Raw genomic sequence first — 20858 nt, forward strand, 5'->3', positions numbered from 1 at the left:
AATCCGGATTATGGATCAGCGCAAACTTTATAAGATGATCGATTCAATAGCTTCACAAAAATACGGCACTGAGGATGAGATGCTTATTGCCGTACTTAATGAAATAGTTGAGCATCAGAATATTAATGTAAGCGGCGGAAGGATTTGGGCGCTTGTAAAAGATGATTCGGCTTACAAACTGCTTTACCAGACGGGAAGTGTTGAGAAGATTAATACGGATTTTGAATTGAAGATCGATGAGTACCCGATCTTTGAGTACGTTGCTAAAGAACGGACTATACTTGCAAGTGAGACGAACACAGTTCTTCGCAGTAAAGGTATATTCAAGTATTCAGCATCAGGAGTAGGGGATAAGATCAAAATAAACGGTAAATCTTTTTTTGAATTCCTGCTAGCACTTAACATTGCTGAAGTTGATGAAGAGCAGTATTTCACTTTGAATATAATTGCCACGGCACTCACATCGCAAATTAAGCAGAGGCGATACTCAGCGAGTGCTTACCATCTTAAAGCTGATATAGATAAAGCACGCGAATTACAGAAAAGTATTTTACCTGAACACGAATTCCGGTTTTCAAATTTTGAATTGTTCGGAATAACAAATCCTGCCGAAATAGTTGGCGGTGATTTTTTCGATTATATGGAGATTGGAGATGACTCAGACAGGATTGCGGTTATTGTCGGTGATGCTGCCAGTAAAGGAGTAAGTGCTGCTGCTGAAGCAATGTATATTTCCGGCGCCATGAGAATGGCATGTAATTTTGAAATCAAAATTTCGCCGCTGATGAAAAGAATGAACCAGCTTGTTAACAAGATTTTTGCCGACGATAAATTTGCATCTCTTTTTTATGGAGAACTTTCAACTGATAAAGGGGGTTTATTTCTTTATGCCAACGCCGGACATAATCCTCCCATTTTTGTGAAGGCGAACAGCGGGGAAGTAACTCTGCTTAACCCTACAGGACCCGTATTGGGACCAGCCCCGGGTGCAACTTACAATGTTGATAACATTAATTTCAGTCTTGGTGATGTGCTTCTGATTTATTCAGATGGCCTTGCTGAGGCTACCAATAATGATTACGATGAGTTCGGTGAACAGAGACTCATTACCACATTGACAAAATCAAAACATCTTTCATCGAGGGATATTGCTTACACCATTCTCGACGAGGTAATTAAGTACTCAAAGAACGGACTCTATAACGATGATAAAACTTTAGTTGTCATTAAAAGAATTAAATAAGACTTGAGAAATGTTAAGATCAATAAATCCATTTGATAATGCTCTTGTTCGGGAATATCCCGAGTTGTCTCCGACAGAAATTTTGGAGATAACAAAACTCTCTTACGAGGCATTTAACGAATGGTCACAAACTTCATTTGCATACCGTGCGGAAAAAATGAAACACGCTGCGGAAGTTCTTAGAAAACAGAAAGAAGAGTTATCAAGATTGATGACGATTGAAATGGGAAAACCTATAGTTCAATCAAGATCAGAAATCGAAAAATGTGCCTGGGTTTGTGAGTACTATGCAGATAATGCAGAAACTTTTTTATCTGATGAAATTGTGAAAACAGATGCGGCAAAAAGTTTTATTGCATATCGACCATTAGGTCCTGTACTTGCTGTGATGCCCTGGAATTTTCCTTTCTGGCAGGTATTTCGTTTTGCAGCACCCGGTCTGATGGCTGGTAATACAGGTATCCTTAAGCATGCATCAAATGTGACTGGTTGTGCATTGGCTATTGAAAAGATATTTAACCACGCTGGTTTCCCCTCAAATGTTTTCAGAACTATAACTGCATCATCAAAATATATTGCGCCGGTAATAGCAGATCAGAATGTAAAAGCAGTTACTTTGACAGGAAGTGTTCCTGCCGGGAAAGCAGTTTCATCTGCCGCGGGGGCTTCACTCAAAAAAACTGTTCTGGAACTCGGAGGAAGTGATGCCTATCTTATTCTTGAAGACGCAGACCTGAAAACTGCCGCGGATATTTGTGTCATATCACGTTTAATAAACGGAGGTCAAAGTTGTATCGCGGCAAAACGATTTATTATTGTTGAATCAGTTTATAATAAATTTGAAGAGTTATTTGTTGATGTGATGCAGTCAAAAAAAATGGGAGATCCTTTTGACGAACAAAATCATTTAGGTCCACAGGCGAGTATCCCTTTACGAAATGAACTTCATCAGCAGGTGCTGCAGAGTGTTGAAAAGGGTGCATCAATATTAACCGGAGGTTTTGTGCCTGACAGCAAGGGCGCTTTTTATCCACCAACAGTTTTATCGAATGTTAAAAAAAATATGCCGGCTTATGATGATGAATTATTCGGTCCGGTTGCATCATTAATAAAAGTAAAAGATGAGAGTGAAGGAATTATGGTTGCAAACGATACTTCATTCGGGCTTGGTGCCGCAGTGTTTACTGCTGATACCGAAAGAGGTGAAAAAATTGCTCGTGATAAACTTCACGCAGGCTGTTGTTTCGTTAATGACTTTGTTAAATCTGATCCAAGACTGCCATTCGGCGGTATAAAAGAATCGGGTTACGGAAGAGAGCTATCGGTTTTTGGAATAAGGGAGTTTGTAAATATTAAATCTGTTTATGTAAAATAGCGGGATGAAAATATCATCCCGCTGATGTTTAATTCTCTGATGTAAGTTTTGTGAGGAGTTCAATAATAGTTTTTTTATCGAATGGCTTTGAAAGATAATGTGTACAACCTCCTTCAAGAAATTCTTCCTTATCGCCTTCCATTGCGAAAGCCGTTAATGCGATAATCGGTTTATCTGAGTATCCCGGCAGAGCTTTAATTTCACTTGTTGCTTCCAGCCCGCTCATACCGCTGCCCAGATTAATATCCATCAGTATTGCGTCGTACACTTTTTGCTTTGCCATTTGCACAGCCTCTATTCCATTTTGGGCAATATCCACATCAAAATAGTTTTTCAGAAAAAATTTTGTTACATCAATACTTGCCGGATCATTTTCTACAAGCATTACTGATGGCTTCTCGCCGTTACGCTCAAACATTTCTGCGGAACGGGAATTGGCTGGTCGTTGCTCAGATGAGTACTTGCTGTCTACAACCTGACCGTTCTGTGTAGGGATTTTAACTGTAAAAGTTGAACCCTTGCCTACTTCACTTTCCAATGATATTTCTCCGTGCATTAGTTCAAGTAATTTTTTTGTTATTGTAAGTCCAAGACCTGTGCCTTCAAACTGTCGGCTCAATCCTTCGCTTGCCTGCCTGAATTCTTCAAAAATATATTTCTGGCTTTCTTCCGGTATTCCAATTCCGGTATCGATTATTTTTATTTCAACCCAATGTTTATGCTGTTTGTATATTTCATTTAATTCAACATTCACACGACCCTGCTTTGTATACTTAAGGGCATTCCCAACAAGATTATTAAGAATTCTTGTATAGATCTGCTTATCAATCAATACTTCTGCTTTGCTGATAAGCGGATGGAATTCAAGAGTTAATTTTTTATCCTCTGCTATTGACTGGAGTGATGAAACAATTTTTTGTGTTTCATCAACAAGATTGAGTTTCGAAACTTTCATTTCAATTTTATTTGCTTCGATACGGGAAAGGTCAAGAATAAGATTGATCGTATCCATCAATCTTTTCCCTGAGTTCAGGATAGTCTCACACATTTCCTTAAGTTGTGGTTTCTTAACTTCATCGAGTAATATTGAAGTGAATCCAAGTATGCCAACCATAGGAGTCCGGATTTCATGACTCATATTGTTGAGAAAACTTGTCTTCAAACGGTTCATTTCTTCAGCGTGATTTTTTGCCTGAACCAGGTCTTCCTGTGCCTGCATTTTTTCAGTTATATCGCTTGCCATAACAAGCCGTGAATTTTTCTGCTTCAGTAAAGGAAGATCATGGGTGACTATCTCAACATTAATTACCGAACCATCTTTTTTCCTGTGACGGACTATGTTGTCACCTGGAACAATACCGCTTTTATCATTGCGTTCGCTTAGCTGAAGTACATCTTCAATCGGACGCAGTTCATCGATACGCATCGAAAGAAATTCTTCTTTGGAATAACCGTAATGCACCACCGCTTTATTATTGACATCAAGCAGCTTCAGGGATTTTACATCATACACCCACATTGGGTGAGGATTATTTTCAAATAACGTTCTGTACTTTTGTTCATTCTCTTTCAGTGCTGATTCTGCGGCACGGAGAGCAGTTATATCGCGGGCAATAACATGAAATCCGACATACTCACCGTTATCATATTTTAAGGTAGCGTTTTGACCAAACCATTTGATACCCCGATTCTTCGTCTGGAAAGGAAATTCAATATAAGTGGTCTGCTTTACTTCAAGCACCTGGCGCATATAATGGAGTACAAGTTTATTCTTGTATTCAGGCAATACAAGTTCCCTGAAGTTGTGAGTCAGAACTTCATCAAGTGTAACACCGAGATTGTTTAACAGTGTTGCATTTGCGTAAGTAAAATTTCCCTGCTTATCAGTTGTGTAGATAAGGTCTGAAGCATTTTCAATCACCTGCCTGTATCTTTTTTCAGATTCTTTTAATGCCGCTTCTGAAAATTTCTTTTCTGTAATATCTCTGTAAATTCCCTGGTAGGCTTTTTCACCTTTCCACAAGATTTCTGTAACAACTGCATCTATTAAAATTATCTTGCCTGTTTTGGTGATCCCTTTAAACTCATAAGTAGATGGAAAAGAGACTTTGCTTCCATTCCTGTTATCATATTTGCTCTGAATAAATCCAGCACTTTCAGGCGCTACAATCTTCATTACATCGAAACTTCCATTTACTGCTTCTTCAGATGTATAACCGAACATTTTTTCCCAGGCGGGATTCACCATCAGAAGGCTTCTATCTTTTAACACATAAATAGCATCAATTGATGAGTTAGTTAAAGTACGGTAACTTTCTTCCTGCTCAGCCAGTTTTTGCTGCGCAAGTCTCTCATTTGTAACATCAGTTAATATGCAGTGAGTTTGCCTGAACACACCATTAACATCACGGCTTACTTTTCCGTTTATCGATGTTATTATTCTTTCACCGTTCTTTTTGACAACAGTCAGTTCAGTGGAAACTTTTCCGTTAAGTTTAAATTCACCGAAATTTTTATTGAAATCATTTCTTTCTTCAGGTGATAAGAGTTGTGAAAACTCAATTCCGATAACTTCTTTTTTTTCATAACCGAATATTTCAGTGAAAGTATTATTTATCTCTAAAATTTTTCCTTCACCATCAAGTGATTGGTAACTAAGAGGCGCACCTTCATAAAGCTTACGGAAATTTTCTTCACTGAATTTCAAATCGTTTTCTGCCTGAATTCTTTTTTCCTCTCTGATGTAGGATTCAACTGCGAATGAAATATCCATTGATATTTCTTCGAATAGTTTTATCTCATCGCTGTTGAATGCATCCACTTCATCGGAATAAAGAGCAAAAACACCATGTACTTTTTCAAAAATCTTTATAGGGAATACTCCGACAGACGCAAACCCGTGTTCGATGGCAGCCTGTTTATGAACTGCTGATGGTCCTGCATTTTTTATATCATTCAATACTACCGGCTGACCTGTCACTACTGATTCACCAAGTACTGATGTTCCCTTCTTATTAAAAAAAACAGGGAAGGTGACCTTCTCAAGGTAATCGATTTTTTCACCTGCTGAATTAACCGGAATAACGAATGTGCGCTCTTCATTCAATTCACCTATCCAGCATAATTTAAATTTGCCGTATTCAACAAGCAGTCGTGTTATCAGATCGTAAAGGTTGTTCTTTTCTTTCGTTCTGACAATTGCCTGGTTTACCTGGGATAGGATTGAGTAAAGCCTGTTAAGGTTTGTAGACTTCTCCTGCGCCTTTTTTAATTGAGTGACATCGGAGATGAACCCATCTAAATACAACAGCTTTCCGGATGAATTGTATAATCCCCGACCTTTCTCCCATACCCATTTTAATTCACCGGATTTGGTTTTGATCTGGTAGGTGATTTCAAAAAAGGTTCTTGATTCAATGGCTTCAAGTATTTTTTCTTTTACGTGAGTTTTGAATTCGGGGAGAATTATATCGCCGTAAGAAATTTTATTGTTATTATAAAGTTCGGCAGGGCGGTAACCCGTTAAATGATAACATCCTTTACTTACAAAAAGCATTGTCCATTTTTCATCGGTAGTACATTTGTATGCCATACCCTGAAGGTTGCTTAAAAGCACTGATAATTTTTTTCTGCTTTCGCGAACCCTTCGCTCATTCTTTTTCCGGTCGGTTATATCCCTGACAATACTCTGGTAATAGATCTGACCATTAATTACAAAAGGACGCGAACTGATCTCAACAGGAAATTCACTTCCGCTTTTTCGTTTATGCGCCGCCTCGAAAACAATACCTTCCGATGCAGCCATTTGTTTGAAGCGTTCTTCTGCCGCGGCACTTTTACCATCCTTGCGAAGAATATATATTTCCTGTCCAAGTAGTTCTTCCCGCTGGTATCCGTAAACTTCAACAGCCTTCTGATTGAGATCTACAATCAGTCCTGAGCTGTTAAGAGTGAGTACTATATCATTAGCCTGATCAAAAATAAATTTAAAATTCTTTTCAAGAATTTCTTTTTCGGTTTGTGCGGTCAGCAGCCGTTTTAGCGTATCAACCTGGTAATTTCTGAACAGATAGAATGCAATAACCACAATCGCTGTTAAAAATACTACTGCAAAAAATCCAATCAGTAGAATTCTCTCCGCAACCATTTCATAGAGTTCATCAGTCCTCAGCCTTGTAACAAGCTGCCAGTCAGTACCCGGGACATCAGCAAGCAGAGCAATAACTTCATTCGATTGATTGTCAGAAGCTATTATGTATTTCATATTAGAAGATACATTCTCAAGAATTGTTTGGTTATTTAGAGATGCGGCTGGATGAGTTTCAATATAACCTGTTGCTCTTATGATTTTGTTGACTTCTTTAGATTTCTGAAAAAGAAATACTTCAACATTTTTTAAAGGTGACGGCCATTTATGAAGCAGCGCAGTTATTACATCGGTCACTCTCAGATTACAGAAGACAAACCCGGTTACATCATTGTTGGAGGAAATAACCGGAATTCCCAACACCAAAAATATTCTCTGTTCCGATGGGATAATTAATTCTTTAATCAGGGTCTCATTCCGGTTCGTGGAAAAATCTGAAATGAAATTTTGCAAGTGAGTATTGAAAGACTTGTTTGTTGTGTTTGTATAAAGGATCCCGAGATTTGAATCAGTAATGGTTATCTCATCCCCAAATTCGTTTTTTAGTTCCTCAAGCTGGGGAGCGACGTATGTTCCTGAAATATATTTTGGAGAACTACTTATTATCTGACCAAGTTTCTTCCCAAGCAATTGATTTTGCTGAAAGGAATAAGCATCCTCTTTAACTTCCTTAATCCACTGATTGAACTCGTTAATTTTAAATTCACTGACAGCAGTAAATTCATGTTTGCGGAATAACAGCTTTTCATTTGTGGCTTTACTGTAGTATGAATAACCCCATAACAGGAGAAACAGTATTATAAATCCTGTTACGGAAAAAGCTATCAGTTTTGCTCGTTTGGGAAAATTATTTGAAGCCATAGTTATCAGTATCTACCACATATAAAATTAAGATTTTGGCAGCCAGAATTTAAACGTACTTCCCTCATTGATCTTGCTTTCAACCCAAATCTTACCGCCGTGTCTTGCGATAAAATCCCGGCATAGTAACAATCCTAAACCTGTTCCTTTTTCATTTGCAGTTCCGGTAGTTACAATATTTGATTCAAGGTGAAAAAGTTTTGATAAATTTTCCTGGGAGATTCCCACACCTGAATCTGTTACCTGGACCTCAATAAAACTGTGAATGCTTAATGAACTTAACTTGACCTGTCCTCCCGGTTTGCTGAATTTAATTGCGTTTGAAACAAGATTATTAAAAATACAACTAAGCATATACGAGTCTGCGAATGCTTCTACTTTGTCATTAATATCATTTACCAGGACAATCTTTTTTTCCTCTGCTACAAGTGCATGTGAATTGATAGATTCTTCCGCGAATTTTTTTAAATTCGTTATCACTGGTGAATACTCAATTCTTCCTGTTTGAAGCCGTGACCAGTCAAGCAGTTTTTCTACCAGGTCATATTGCTGCTGCAGTGATTTGTGGAGTCCCATGGTAAGAGTTGATACTTCATCAGCCGAAAGATTCTGAAGTTCATTAGCTAATATTCCGGATACACCAAGCAGTCCGTGAAAAGGACTTTTCAGATCGTGAGCTATTATTGAGAACAGTTTATTCTTGTTACTGTTCATTGTATTCAATTCTTCAGCATACTTCAGTAACTGCCGTTCGGCTTTTTTTCTTTGAGTAATGTCGCGGGCAATTCCCTGAATGGCAAACGGTTTTCCGCTCTGATAAATTATTGTCGCGATTTGTTCTATCTCAATTATCTGACCATTTTTATGTCTAAGTTGAAACTCTACTCTTTCTTTTTGTCGCCCTAATAGTCTGATTTCTTCAATAATGCCCCGAGCAGCAGGTATTTGTTCAGGAGAAAGTATTGATGCAAAATTTAATCCGCGCATTTCTGATTTACTGTATCCTAAAAGATTAAGTGCAGCATCGTTCGCGTCAAGAAAATTTCCCTGGAAATCATGCAGATATACACAGTCCATCGAACGCTGAAATAGTGATGCGTACCGTTCCTCACTTTCCTGTAATGATTCTAATGCTTTTTGTTTCTCTGTGATATCTCTTGAGATTCCAAGTATGCCTATGATCTTTTTGTCAATATCATATAAAGGAGTTTTTGTTGATGATACCCATCTGAATTCGCCATCAGCTCTTCTTATCTTTTCTGATTTATCTATGAGCGGGATACCGGTTCTGATAATTTTTTGTTCATCGTCAAATGCATCGGCGGCATGATCGGGTGTAAAGTAATCAAAGTCTGTTTTACCAACCGCGTCTTCTGAAGTTTTTACGCCGAGATTGTAAATCTGTGCCCTGTTTATCAGTATAAAACGGCTGTCTTTATCTTTGAAGTAAATTGTATCAGGAACATTGTCAAGAAGGTTTTGTAGGAGATTTTTATAAAAGGCAGCTTCTTTATCTTTTTTTTCCAGTTCTTCTACACGGGCTTTAAGCAGCTCAATATCAGGCTGCACATGATTGTGTGGTTGTGCATGCAACGGATATTCGTCTGAATTTCTATTTGAAGCAGAATCCTGAAATAATTTATTAAGCATAACCAATCACTTTCTCAAAACTCCCGGTTTTAATAGCTCTTTTATTTTTAAATCAGCTAAACCGGTTTTTGGCACAATCACCCACTATTATTATCGAACAAATTCAAAATAAAGTTTAGGGGATAAGTGGATTTTATTCAGTTTTTCCACTTAAAATCTGAGACAGCAAGTCTAAAATGGATGTTTTGCTAAATGGTTTGGAGAGATAATGAGAACACCCTGAAGCAATAAACTCGTTTTTATCTCCTTCCATTGCAAATGCGGTAAGCGCAACTATCGGTGTGGATTTATATGCCGGCAGGTTTCGGATCATCTGAACAGTTTCAATGCCGCTTAAGTCTTTTCCCAGGTTAATGTCCATTAGTATAACGTCATACAAATATTTATTTGTAAGCTGTATGGCTGTTACTCCATCCTCGCAGGAATGAATTTCATACCTGTTCCTTAAAAAATATTTTGTTACTTCAGCACTGACGATATCATTTTCAACGAGCAGAATTTTCGCTCCCGGAGTATTTTTTACCTCAGTTACTTTTTTCTCCGGGAATCTTTCAATTACTTCACCTGATTGCTGATGTACTGATTCTTTGCAAGGGAAGATGACGGTGAATGTCGATCCCACATTCACTCTGCTTTCAAGATAAATTTTACCATTCATCATCTGAACAAATTTTTTCGTTAGCGTTAGTCCAAGCCCGGTTCCTTCAAACTGGCGGTTGAATCCCTCGCTTGCCTGTCTGAATTCTTCAAATATCATTTCTTTACTTTTATCTTCAATGCCGATTCCAGTATCAATCACTTTAATTCTGCAGTGACGGATTTCATTTTCAGTAAATATATCCGATTCAACCTTAACACCGCCTTTAAGTGTGTACTTTAGAGCGTTGTTGACAAGGTTATTAATCACCTGAACTAGTATGTTTTCATCAAGGTAAACTTCGAGTGCTGATGTATTAAGAGATGTTTCAAGGGAAAGATTTTTTGTATAGGCAAATCCGTCAAAAGCTTTTACAGTGTTCTCAATTAATTCATCGAGAATAAATTTTTTATAATTAAGCTCAATTTTATTTGCCTCAATCCGGGCAAGATCCAGAAGTGAATTAAGTGTATCGAGTAATCGTCTGCCGCTGTTCAGTATCATCTCGGTCATTAATTTTTTTTCACCGGTGTTATCTTCATCAAGAATCATTTCCGCAAAACCGAGAATACCAACCAGCGGTGTGCGGAGTTCATGACTCATATTAGCAAGGAATGATGATTTCAGTTTGTTCATTTCCTCTGCTCTTTGTTTAGCCGCTACCAGTTCTTCCTGAGCCTTTTTTCTTTCTGTTACATCGGATGAAACACCGATTAAAGCAATTTCTTTTCCGTTGTCATCTCTTATAACCGAAGTTGAAAGATAAACATAAAATTCTGTGCCGTCTTTTTTAACATTAAGTAATTCTCCCTGCCAGCCTCCCCTTAGTGTATCATTAAGAATGTCTGCTGTTTTTTCCGGAGGATTATTAAATGACCTGACGCGTGTAATAGGCTTTCCGATAAGTTCCTCTTCCGTATAACCGTAAGTGGAAACAAACGCGTCGTTAAGAAAGATGATGTTGTCAGACATGTCTGTGATGCTTACGCATTCACTTATACTCTTAAGAGCATGAGCAAGAAGAGTGATTTTACTCTCGGCGCCTTTCCGGTCAGTAACATCTCTGACAATTGCCTGCAAATAAATTTCATTACCGAATTCTACCTTATTCAAACTTACTTCGGCATCAAATAATTCACCATCAAGCCGGGAATGTTTCCATTCAAAAAATTGCGGTAATCCATTAAGTGCTTTATGGATTAATGTCATCCCTTTGGCGTCAGAGAATTTACCATCGGGTTGAAAAATTGGTGAAAACTTAAATGGGTTTTGTCCAAGTATTTCTGAACGATTGCATTTAAATATCTCGAGTGTGCGTGTATTGCAATCAACAAAAATGTCATCCTTCATAATGAAGATTGCATCGTTAGCGTGGTCAAATAAGGCTTTATATTTTATTTCGTTTTCAACAAGAATTTGCTCAGCTTTTTTTCTTTCTGTGATATCCCTTGTTATAGATAAAATGCAGATTTCATTTTCAACTTTAATCAGACGGGCAGACATTAATCCAATTCTGACTTTTCCGTCCTTTAAACGAAAAGCCGCTTCAAAGTCAGTTACCTCACCGGATTTACTCAGAAATGCGACAAGCTTTTGCCGTTCGTTTATGTCATCCCAGATATTAATTTCTCTTGATGTTCTGCCAATTACTTCATCTTTGCTGTAACCTGTTAAACTCTCAAATCCCTGGTTAACGTCAAGGTACTTTCCTTCACTCACTGTATTTATGTTTATAGAATCCGGGGAAATATGGAAAGCCTTGAAAAATTTTTCTTCTGAAAGCCGTAGTTCATCTTCCTTTTTTTTCTTGATTGTTATATCGTCGCACACAATCAATATTTCATTTTTGCCTTCCAGATCCTTAAACGCGCATGAATGTTCACCAGCCCAGATTGATGTTCCGTCTCTCCTTAACATCTTTATTTCACGCGTAAACATTTTGTTCATTCGTCGAAGGCATTTATCAAGATGCTGTGAAAATTTTTTGTGTTCATCAGATTCCAGTAATTCAGAAAAGTTTTTCCCCTGAAGCTTTTTATTTTCAAATCCGAGATATTCTTTAACCTTCGAATTTGTTGTCAGGATATTTCCGTCAGTATCAAGAGCAAAGATCATCAACGGATTATTTTCAAATAAAATATGGAACCGTTCAGCAGGGTGAATGGCTTTACGAACTGACTGATCTGCTTTTGCAGATTTTGGATTCCTATCGCTTATGGAATTTATAACAAGCTGATGTGTTTTACCCTTAACCGATATACCGACCTGGACAGGGATTTTTGTTTTTCGTTCGGCAATTAATTTGGTGTTAACAACCTGTGCTTTTTTCTTCCCGGTTTGTTCATAAAATTTATCAAGACTCTTTATAAATGATCCGGAAAACAAATCCGATACAAAAAGATCTTTATTTGATTCTATGGCAGGTAAAATAGAAGAAAGCAGCTTAACCGAGTCCTTTGAAATTCGTCCGCTTGCTTTACTAAAGGTAAGCTTTAAATTCAGAAAATTATATTTTATCGTTGTTCCGATATTCTCAGGCATTATGTGACCCCTGTTGAGAAGCGTTCACTAAAAATCACTACGCATTTTAATTATAAATTCATCAGTAAATTATCATAAATACGGATGCCAAATTACTAAAATATTTTTAATTCATTGCACACATGGTTTGTAAAATAAACCTAATTCAATAAGTTAGACAACAGGATTCGTTGAAGATGATTCATTTTTGCAAAGAAAGTATTTTTTATTGAATAAGGAAAATGATTGAACAATTATAAACTGATAATTCAGTATGACGGAACGAATTACTGCGGCTGGCAGATACAGGAGAACGCAGTAACTGTTCAGCAAAAGATTTCAGAATCGATCGAATTACTATTATCAGAAAAAATAAATCTTATAGGATCCGGAAGAACAGATTCCGGAGTACATGCTATTGGTCAATGCGCAAATTTCAGATGCAGCCGGGAGATCGATATTTACAGGTTCAGACATTCTCTCAATTCAATTCTGCCGTTTGATATTTCAATTGTCGGAATGGAAAAAGTCCACGAAGATTTTCATGCGAGATTTGATGCAGTCAGGCGAAGTTATTTGTATATCATAACAAAGTATAAGTCCCCGTTTTATCTGAATTATTCTTACTTCTATCATGACAGGATAGATGTAAACAAACTCAATGCACTCAGCAAATCATTTTTAGGTGAGTTCGATTTCACCTCTTTCTCCAGAAAAGTGACTGATACTGAAAATAAAGTCTGTACTGTGTATAATGCATCTTGGCGGGAATCAAAAGGATTATTTTTCTTTTACATCGAAGCTGACAGGTTTTTACATGGAATGGTAAGAACTATTACCGGCACATTACTAAAAACGTTGAAGCTTGATTTAACTGACAACTATATAATTGAAATCATAAATCAAAAGAATCGTGAAGCAGCCGGTGAAGCCGTTCCGGCAAAGGGATTATTTTTATACAAAGTGAAATACAAATGATTAACATTAATTTGACAGGGAAAAAAGTTTTGGTTACGGGGGGTTCAAGAGGAATAGGAAGAGCCTGTGTAAAATTATTGTGTGATGCCGGTTCGGAGGTTATTTACACATACAACAATGATATTAAAGCATCAGACAGGTTAGTGACAGAATTAAAAAATAAAAATGTTCAGGCTTTTAAAATTTCATTTAACAAAGCAGACAAACTCCAGAAAGAATTAGCCGTTTTGACAAAACAGGCAGGCGGCTTTGATATTATAATTAATAACGCTGGGATCTGGGAACGCGGTGCATCAGATGAAATGGATGTTAAAGATTGGGAGAAAACAATTGAAATAAATTTAACATCAACATTCGTGGTCTGTAAGGTATGTATTCCATACATGAAGAAAAGGAAATGGGGAAGAATAATAAATATTTCCTCGACAGCAGGTCAAAGGGGAGAAGCATTTTATTCACATTATGCAGCCTCAAAAGGCGGAATCATTTCATTCACAAAATCACTTGCTGATGAACTTGGCAAACATAACATCAATGTAAATTGTGTAGCCCCCGGCTGGGTTTTAACTGATATGACCCGATCTGTACTCAGCGATAAAAAGACAATCAAAAACATTCGCAATAATATCCCGCTTGGACGTATAGCATCACCGGAGGATATTGCGGGAAGCGTGCTATTTCTCGCTTCAAACTTTGCAAATCATATTACGGGTGAGGTAATTAATGTTAACGGAGGTTCAGTGCTTTGCGGATAAGAATTATTCAATGAGTAAGAGTGCTGTCACTAAGCCAAAAAAAATATCACTAAATCATAGAAGGGGTCATAATCAAATTAATCGTGATAAAATTTTAATAATGAAAGGTTGAGCAAATGGAATTTTTAGCAGAGTTTCATCCGAAAGTAATTCATTTCCCGATAGCGTTTTTTCTGCTTTATATCCTCCTCGAAACCATCGGAACTGTTTTCAAAAAGGAATTCTTTTCCAAAGCGGCGCACCTTTTACTTTTCTTCGGTGTACTTGGTGCATTGGCAGCGGTGTTAACAGGTGAACAGGCGTACGAAGCTTTTGAATACTGGAACAAAGCAAGCGAGGAACTTGTTGAAGCTCACGAAAATTTTGCTACAATTACTTTGTGGTACTTTACCGGTTTACTTGTACTGCGTACATTTGTAACCATAAAGAAAAAGTTTTCCGGAAGTTTAAAATATGTGTTTGTGCTGCTTGCTGCTGTCGGCGGATATTTTGTGTTTAAGACAGGTGACCTTGGAGGACAAATGGTTTACAAACACGGTGCCGGAACAGAATATAAAATAAAAATAATGGAAGCTGAAGAATAACTTTGAAAGACCGTTTAAATTACCTGCCGTTTATCCTCTCAATATTCATAGTAAACACGGCAGGTTTTTTATTACATTATTTTGAACTGCAGGCTTACATAATCATTCTTGGTTTCAGATTTCATCCAGGTTTATTTCTTCCTTTCCTTTTTTGTTTCTATTCAGAATTTCAATCAGGCTTAAAGAAATATTTTATCCCAGCAAAAGAAAAAAATTTAGCAGGTGTTTTAGTAATAGTTTTAATTCCTTTCATTGCAGTTATCGCTGTCTCATACCTTTTTTTAAAACTTAAGATAGATGATCCTGAATATTTTTATGAGTTTGGATTATCGTCTATAGCGGACTTTCCTGTTTACTGGTTTTGGAATTTACCGCAGCTTGCCGCTTTTTATATCGTTATAAATCACTATGCAGGAAACAAGAAGGTATTTTTAAAAGCATTCTTATTTATCGTAAGTCTGTTTTTGTTTGAATTGATTCCGATCAAACTGACCGGGTTCAGCTATATGAAAATTGGTTCGTTACTAATTTATATGATATTGGTTTCGCTGGTTATAACAAGAATCAGAAATATGTATTGGGCTGCGTTAATAATTTTTGCAATACCGTGGATTAACTTCCTGGCATTTGGAAGTCAATCTGAAACCATTATCAATATACTGTTTGCACGTCAGTATGAAAACTGGGAAGGATTTTTTTCGTTGCAAAAACAGTATAAAGATTATTTATTCCCGGCACATGTACTGTTAACAATCATTGTGTTATTGATACACACCGGATTTAAATCAGCTAAACATCTTAAAGCAGTTTCGGAAGATTAGTCATTTTTTGTATTTTAGATGAGCAAATGAAATCAAGAATGAAAAATTTTTTTTTGTTTCTCACTCTCATAAACCTGATTTTTATTTCTAACACAGTCGCTGCTGACAGAGCCCGTGGTGTATTTGTAGCATTCGGTGTTGGTCCGCGTCTTCCTGTTTTTGATTTGGCGGGTTCAACTGATCTCGGATATGGATTCAATTTAGAATTTTCATATACCGACAGTGAATTTCTTCCAATATTTCTTTTTGCAAAAGTTGGTTATGAGCAGTATCCCGGTTCACAAAGTTTTTACCAGGAAACTGAATACGCGAATCTTTCAACAAACGTTTTACCCGTGAATATAGGTGCAAGGTATTATTTCAAACCATTACTTGAAAATGTTGTATTGTTGATGCCGATAGTTGAGGTTTCAGCCGCGTATTCATTTTATAATAAACTACATCAATTCAAACCTTCATCGAACAGGAATAATTATACGGAAGAGTCATCTAAATTCGGAGCCAGCGCAGGCATTGGTTTTTCAATGTTCCTTATGGAAATGATGGCAACTTATAACTACCTGCCTTCAAACCAGTTTATTGCGTTTGATTTACGTGTAAGGATCCCTTTGTTTATTAATTATTGAGGTGTTAAATGCAGTACGAAAATCTTTTGATTGAAATTAAAAATAAAGTTGCAATAGTGTCTGTCAACCGACCTGATAAACTTAATGCTTTGAACATTGAGACAATAAATGAATTAAAAGAAGCATTCACACACATCAATGGTGATAAAAATATATTTGTTGTTATTCTAACTGGTTCAGGTGAAAAAGCTTTTGTTGCAGGAGCGGATATCTCTGAACTAAATAAACTTGATGTTGAATCAGCAAAAAAATTCTCAGAGAATGGTCAGACGGTTTTTAATCTTATCGAAGACCTTGACAAACCAGTAATAGCAGCGGTGAATGGTTTTGCCTTGGGTGGTGGTTGTGAACTTGCTCTTGCGTGTCATATACGAATTGCCTCGGAGAATGCGCGGTTTGGTCAGCCTGAAGTTAACCTGGGAATAATTCCTGGTTATGGCGGGACTCAAAGACTCACAAGATTAATTAATTCCGGACGTGCGATGGAATATATTTTAACAGGTGATATGATAGATGCTAATGAAGCACTTCGTATCGGGCTTGTGAACAAAATCTATCCTCAACCGGAGCTGTTCAATAAAGCAGTTGAGATGGCTGAAAAGATCGCTTCAAAAGGTCAGTTTGCAATCAGGCAATCTTTGAAGTGTGTAAATATTGTTGATGAAGTCACCGGAAAACAAGGTCTGGATTTTGAAGCGGCGGCATTTGCGCTGTGCTGCGGAACAAAAGATTTTCAAGAAGGCACTACGACTTTTCTTGAAAAGCGTAAACCATCATTCACAAACGAATAATGGTAATGAGGGAAAACATTTCTTTTAATGGATAATCATTTCAATAAGAAAAAAGTAATTCGGATACTTTTAATCAGCTCAATCTCTTTATTACTCATTAATATTGTTGCAGGAAAATATTTCACCAGCAAAACAAAAAATGAGTTGAATAAAGTCTCCCTTGAAACTGCAGATAAAGTATTTCTCCAATCATTGTTCGCTCTTGGCATAAGCCAAGAACAAATCAAAACCAGAAAATTATTAAAGAAGACTGAGGTTAAGAGTTATGTTCTAAAAGTCCCCGGTGATCTCCCGATTCCTAATATACTTGTTGAACTAAAAAATAATTTTGATTCATTAAATGTGAAGATAGCTATAAAAGAAAAAAATATTGGCGGTAAAACATTAATAAATATTTTTTCCGGTGAAGATGAACTCATAAGTGCGGAACTGAATTACGATTCAGAGATAATTCGTAAAGGAGGTCACGTTGCTTTTGTACTGCAGGGTGTTTCCAATCTTGATAATGATAAACTTAGCGAACTTCTATCAGCGCCAGAGCTATTTGGTGTATTGATAGTTCCTTCAAAAAGTAATTTTGCTTTTAAAGATTCGCTGTTAAAATACCGTAAAGAATCACTCATCCTTCTGAACGATGAGAATAACGAACTTAAATACAAACTTGATGCGGGATATTCTAAACTAAGATTGCGTGCTTCACTCAAATCAATTGTTGATGATTTTCAAAAATCTGTATGTGTGGTTATTGATGAAAATTCTGATATGAGTGAACCTGAATTATATAATCTTCTTTTTGAGGTATTTAAAGTGAGGAGTATTCGTCAGTTGAAGTATGGAGATTTTTTTATCCCGTCTGGAACAAGTATAGAAGAGAAATTAAATTCTTTTAATGCTGCAATGGAGAAGATAAGAAACAACGGTAAGGTTTTAATTCTTCTGGATGCAATGGAGTATTCCGCATTTCTTCCGGAAATTGTTCGCTATAGAAAAATCGGGTATAAGTTTATCAATCCATCTGAAATTATAAGAAGCTTAGATAAATAAATTATTGTCAGAAGGATTCAGAGTAACAATATCATTTTCATTAATAAAGTCTAATTGTTTTTTTATCTCAGATTCATCTCCCGCAAGTACGAATAAGGCTTCGTCAGGGTTTACAATTGATGTTGCTTTATTTATTTCATCCACACCTGTGGCTTCGATTTTACTTGCGTACTCCTTAAAATAGGAATCAGGAAGATCATACTTGAACAAGACTCCTGAATTTCCATTCAACTGGTTATAAGTTTCAAAAAAGAGCGGGAACTTTTTAATAAGCATTGAGCACGCAAATTCAGCTTCGGAATCTGTGACACCTTTTTTTATTTCACTTAGTTCAAATAAAATTTCTTTTACTGCAGCCCCTGTATTTGCTGTGTTGACAGAGGTGGTTACGCAAAAGAATGCATCATATTTCCAATAGTTAATAATTGAAGAAGCTCCATAAGTGAACCCATTACGTTCCCTGAGATTCTGATTTATTCTGCTGGAATATTGACCGCCAAGAATGGTATTCATTAATACTCTGCTGTAAAAACCGGGTTCATTTCTGCCAGGTGATTTATTTCCGATCCGTATTTCGCTCTGAGCTGCCCCGGGATAATTTACTATAATAACTTTTTGTGTGCTGAGCTTGTTTGTAAAATTAAACGGACTGACTTTATCCCCGCTTTTTAATTCCGTAAAAAAGGAGTTCAACTTTGAGATCACAACGGATTCGGAAATGTCACTTGTAATTGCAACTGAAAGTGTTGAACATTGAATATTTTTTCTATAAAAATTTTTAATGTCGTCAGGGGAGATATTATTAATTGAATCCGCTAATCCAATTACGGGATACGCGTATGCTGATCCGGCCCCGGTTAATTTATGAGTAAAAATTAAATCAGCCATTTCATCGGGGTAATCAATTTGCTGATTGATCCTTGTTATAATCCTGCTTCTCTCCCTGGAAAAAGCCTCATCAGTAAAATGCGGAGATAAAATAACTGAAGCAAAAAGTTCGAGTGCCTCATCAAAATATTCAGTCATACATTGTAGTGAAAAATAGATATAGTCCTCATCACAACTTATACTGAAGTTAGCACCAATAAAATCAAATTTATCATGCAGCTCAAACTCTGAGTACTTGCCGGCACCTTCATCGATTAATGCGCTGAATAAGTAAGCCAATCCTTTTTTATCTCCTGGATCAAGTCTGCTTCCACATTCAAACATAAAAGTTAAATTGATGATCGGGAGACTGTGCTTTTCAACAAACAATACCGGGACATCTTTTGAAATCTTCAGACGTTTTATTTCAGGCAGATGAAAATGATTCTGGATTTTGGGCTGCGGTATAGTAGCTCTGTCGACTATCATTGGGTTGCTTTCTTATTGCGGACAATTTGTAATTCAACAAACGGATTGAAAAAATATTTATCAACCGCTGATTTTATTTCATCAGGCTGAATTGATTCGATCTCATTGAGTTCATATTCAAAATTATTCGGGCTGCCTAAATAAAAATTATATGAATTGAACTGGGCAGCGAGACTATCAATATTCTGAATTGAATAGATAAAACCAGATCGTGTTACATTCTTACACTTTTGCAACTCAGTTTCTGTTATTCCGTTTTTACTTATACTATTCAATTCGGATATGACAATTTCTTTCACACGCTCCGCATCAATTCCGGGTTTTAAAGTCGCAATTATATAAAAGTAACCATCGTACTTACCGGAGAACTGGTTAGCCGTGATATCCTGTACCAGTTCGTTTTCATAGATAAGTTTTTTTTGAAGTCTTGAACTTTTTGAACCTGTAAGTATTTCTCCGAGTATATCCAAACGTGCATCAAATTTTGAAAATATCTTATCTGTTTTCCAGGCAAGATAAATCCGGTTTAACTGAACATCCTCATATCGTGTGATCTTATTTCCTGTCACTTTCCAGTCAGCAATAAATTTAGGAAGTGAGTTTTTACCATTTGAATTAATCTCACCAAAGTATTTTTCAACAAGCTCAACAATATTTTCGGGATAATCACCCGCAACAACTAATGAAGCATTTGAAGGACAGTAATACTGTTGTGCAAACTGCAGTATATCAGTCAGTGTTGAGTTTGATATATCGTTTAGAGAACCGATAACTACAGAGTGATATGGGTGATCTTCCGGAAACAAATTGGAATGAATTATTTCCCATGCCAAACCGTAAGGCTGATTATCGTATCGTTCAAGTCTTTCATTACTAACAACGTCAATCTGATTTTTTAATTTTGCTTCATCCAGTGTAGGAAGGAGAAATCCCATTCTGTCAGATTCCATCCACAAAGCAAGTTCAATCTGGTTTGAAGGAAGCTTGTAATAATACACTGTTCGGTCAAAGCTTGTTGCGCCGTTCATTATTCCGCCGGCTTCCTGAACAAGTTTAAATTGCATTCCCTTCGGAATATTCTGTGAACCCTGGAACATCATATGTTCAAATAGATGTGCCAGTCCGGATTTTCCGTTTACTTCATTTGCTGAACCTACTTTGTATAAAAGATGTAACGCAACAAGGGGCATTGTGGAATCTTTATAAAGGATAAGTTCCAAACCGTTGTTCAGTTTAACTGAATTACTTTTAAGATTTTTTATATCCATACCACTTTTATGAAAATTGAGTTTGTAACTTAATATTTCTGAAACAAAAAATGATGATTGCGCCGGATAAATTGTTGCAGGCAGAAAACAAAATATTTTTGGAATCGCGCTTATTAACTGAATGTTAATTTTTAAAAATGATGCAACTTTGCTTGACATAGATAGTCTTTAAAATGATATTTGGCTGTCATTTTTAAATAAA

14 protein-coding genes are annotated in these 20858 nt (G+C 36.6%); 9 read left to right on the forward strand and 5 right to left on the reverse strand.

Annotation, left to right across the window (positions count from 1 at the left end; all coding sequences use genetic code 11):
• The first annotated feature begins 10 nt into the window (after window positions 1-10).
• Complete coding sequence (locus tag IPM56_04745) at window positions 11-1243, forward strand: serine/threonine-protein phosphatase (protein QQS37267.1); 1233 nt, start codon at window positions 11-13, stop codon at window positions 1241-1243.
• Between the two features lie 10 nt (window positions 1244-1253).
• Window positions 1254-2618 (forward strand): NAD-dependent succinate-semialdehyde dehydrogenase, encoded by a 1365-nt coding sequence (locus IPM56_04750; GenBank protein QQS37268.1) that lies wholly within the window; start codon window positions 1254-1256, stop codon window positions 2616-2618.
• A 28-nt stretch (window positions 2619-2646) separates the two neighbouring features.
• On the opposite strand, the gene IPM56_04755 is transcribed toward IPM56_04750, so the two are convergent.
• The 3 genes from IPM56_04755 to IPM56_04765 all read right to left on the reverse strand — a co-directional run bounded on the left by IPM56_04755 (window position 2647) and on the right by IPM56_04765 (window position 12454).
• Complete coding sequence (locus IPM56_04755) at window positions 2647-7626, reverse strand: PAS domain S-box protein (GenBank protein ID QQS37269.1); 4980 nt, start codon at window positions 7624-7626, stop codon at window positions 2647-2649.
• A gap of 27 nt (window positions 7627-7653) precedes the next feature.
• Window positions 7654-9276: a PAS domain-containing sensor histidine kinase gene (locus IPM56_04760; protein QQS37270.1), complete on the reverse strand. Its 1623-nt coding sequence runs from the start codon at window positions 9274-9276 to the stop codon at window positions 7654-7656.
• Window positions 9277-9409: 133 nt separating this feature from the next.
• On the reverse strand, window positions 9410-12454 hold the full coding sequence (locus IPM56_04765; protein ID QQS37271.1) for a PAS domain S-box protein: 3045 nt from the start codon (window positions 12452-12454) through the stop codon (window positions 9410-9412).
• Between the two features lie 225 nt (window positions 12455-12679).
• On the opposite strand from IPM56_04765, the gene truA reads away from it, so the two are divergent.
• The 7 genes from truA to IPM56_04800 all read left to right on the forward strand — a co-directional run bounded on the left by truA (window position 12680) and on the right by IPM56_04800 (window position 18032).
• Window positions 12680-13411, forward strand: a complete 732-nt coding sequence (gene truA, locus IPM56_04770; GenBank protein ID QQS37272.1) for a tRNA pseudouridine(38-40) synthase TruA — start codon at window positions 12680-12682, stop codon at window positions 13409-13411.
• A complete protein-coding gene (locus tag IPM56_04775) occupies window positions 13408-14166 on the forward strand; it encodes an SDR family oxidoreductase (GenBank protein ID QQS37273.1) in 759 nt (252 codons plus the stop codon). The genes truA and IPM56_04775 overlap by 4 nt, the downstream gene beginning before the upstream one ends.
• Window positions 14167-14282: 116 nt before the next feature.
• Window positions 14283-14750, forward strand: coding sequence for a DUF2231 domain-containing protein (locus IPM56_04780; protein ID QQS37274.1), 468 nt, complete (start codon window positions 14283-14285; stop codon window positions 14748-14750).
• Window positions 14751-14752: 2 nt separating this feature from the next.
• Window positions 14753-15571 (forward strand): hypothetical protein, encoded by an 819-nt coding sequence (locus tag IPM56_04785; GenBank protein QQS37275.1) that lies wholly within the window; start codon window positions 14753-14755, stop codon window positions 15569-15571.
• 38 nt (window positions 15572-15609) lie between these two features.
• Entirely contained in the window at window positions 15610-16197 is a 588-nt protein-coding gene (locus IPM56_04790) for a hypothetical protein (protein ID QQS37276.1), read from the forward strand.
• Window positions 16198-16205: 8 nt separating this feature from the next.
• Window positions 16206-16988, forward strand: a complete 783-nt coding sequence (locus tag IPM56_04795) for an enoyl-CoA hydratase/isomerase family protein (GenBank protein ID QQS37277.1) — start codon at window positions 16206-16208, stop codon at window positions 16986-16988.
• Between the two features lie 27 nt (window positions 16989-17015).
• Window positions 17016-18032 carry a hypothetical protein gene (locus IPM56_04800; GenBank protein ID QQS37278.1) on the forward strand — a complete coding sequence of 339 codons (1017 nt, stop codon included), beginning with the start codon at window positions 17016-17018 and terminating at the stop codon, window positions 18030-18032.
• Here IPM56_04800 and IPM56_04805 read toward each other — a convergent pair.
• Window positions 18021-19388: an insulinase family protein gene (locus IPM56_04805; protein ID QQS37279.1), complete on the reverse strand. Its 1368-nt coding sequence runs from the start codon at window positions 19386-19388 to the stop codon at window positions 18021-18023. The two genes, IPM56_04800 and IPM56_04805, sit on opposite strands and share 12 nt — an antisense overlap.
• Window positions 19385-20815, reverse strand: coding sequence for an insulinase family protein (locus IPM56_04810; protein QQS37280.1), 1431 nt, complete (start codon window positions 20813-20815; stop codon window positions 19385-19387). The genes IPM56_04805 and IPM56_04810 overlap by 4 nt, the downstream gene beginning before the upstream one ends.
• Window positions 20816-20858: the final 43 nt, after the last annotated feature.

The sequence above is a fragment of the Ignavibacteriales bacterium genome, from assembly GCA_016700155.1.
Classification (GTDB): domain Bacteria; phylum Bacteroidota; class Ignavibacteria; order Ignavibacteriales; family Ignavibacteriaceae.

Excerpts from the sequence above, each read along its gene's own strand:
- IPM56_04780 (QQS37274.1), top strand. The coding sequence starts at position 14,283 with ATGGAATTTTTAGCAGAGTTTCATCCGAAAGTAATTCATTTCCCGATA.
- IPM56_04805 (QQS37279.1), bottom strand. The coding sequence starts at position 19,388 with ATGATAGTCGACAGAGCTACTATACCGCAGCCCAAAATCCAGAATCAT.
- IPM56_04775 (QQS37273.1), top strand. The coding sequence starts at position 13,408 with ATGATTAACATTAATTTGACAGGGAAAAAAGTTTTGGTTACGGGGGGT.
- IPM56_04745 (QQS37267.1), top strand. The coding sequence starts at position 11 with ATGGATCAGCGCAAACTTTATAAGATGATCGATTCAATAGCTTCACAA.
- IPM56_04760 (QQS37270.1), bottom strand. The coding sequence starts at position 9,276 with ATGCTTAATAAATTATTTCAGGATTCTGCTTCAAATAGAAATTCAGAC.
- IPM56_04790 (QQS37276.1), top strand. The coding sequence starts at position 15,610 with ATGAAAAATTTTTTTTTGTTTCTCACTCTCATAAACCTGATTTTTATT.
- IPM56_04765 (QQS37271.1), bottom strand. The coding sequence starts at position 12,454 with ATGCCTGAGAATATCGGAACAACGATAAAATATAATTTTCTGAATTTA.
- IPM56_04810 (QQS37280.1), bottom strand. The coding sequence starts at position 20,815 with ATGTCAAGCAAAGTTGCATCATTTTTAAAAATTAACATTCAGTTAATA.
- IPM56_04795 (QQS37277.1), top strand. The coding sequence starts at position 16,206 with ATGCAGTACGAAAATCTTTTGATTGAAATTAAAAATAAAGTTGCAATA.
- IPM56_04755 (QQS37269.1), bottom strand. The coding sequence starts at position 7,626 with ATGGCTTCAAATAATTTTCCCAAACGAGCAAAACTGATAGCTTTTTCC.
- IPM56_04800 (QQS37278.1), top strand. The coding sequence starts at position 17,016 with ATGGATAATCATTTCAATAAGAAAAAAGTAATTCGGATACTTTTAATC.
- IPM56_04750 (QQS37268.1), top strand. The coding sequence starts at position 1,254 with ATGTTAAGATCAATAAATCCATTTGATAATGCTCTTGTTCGGGAATAT.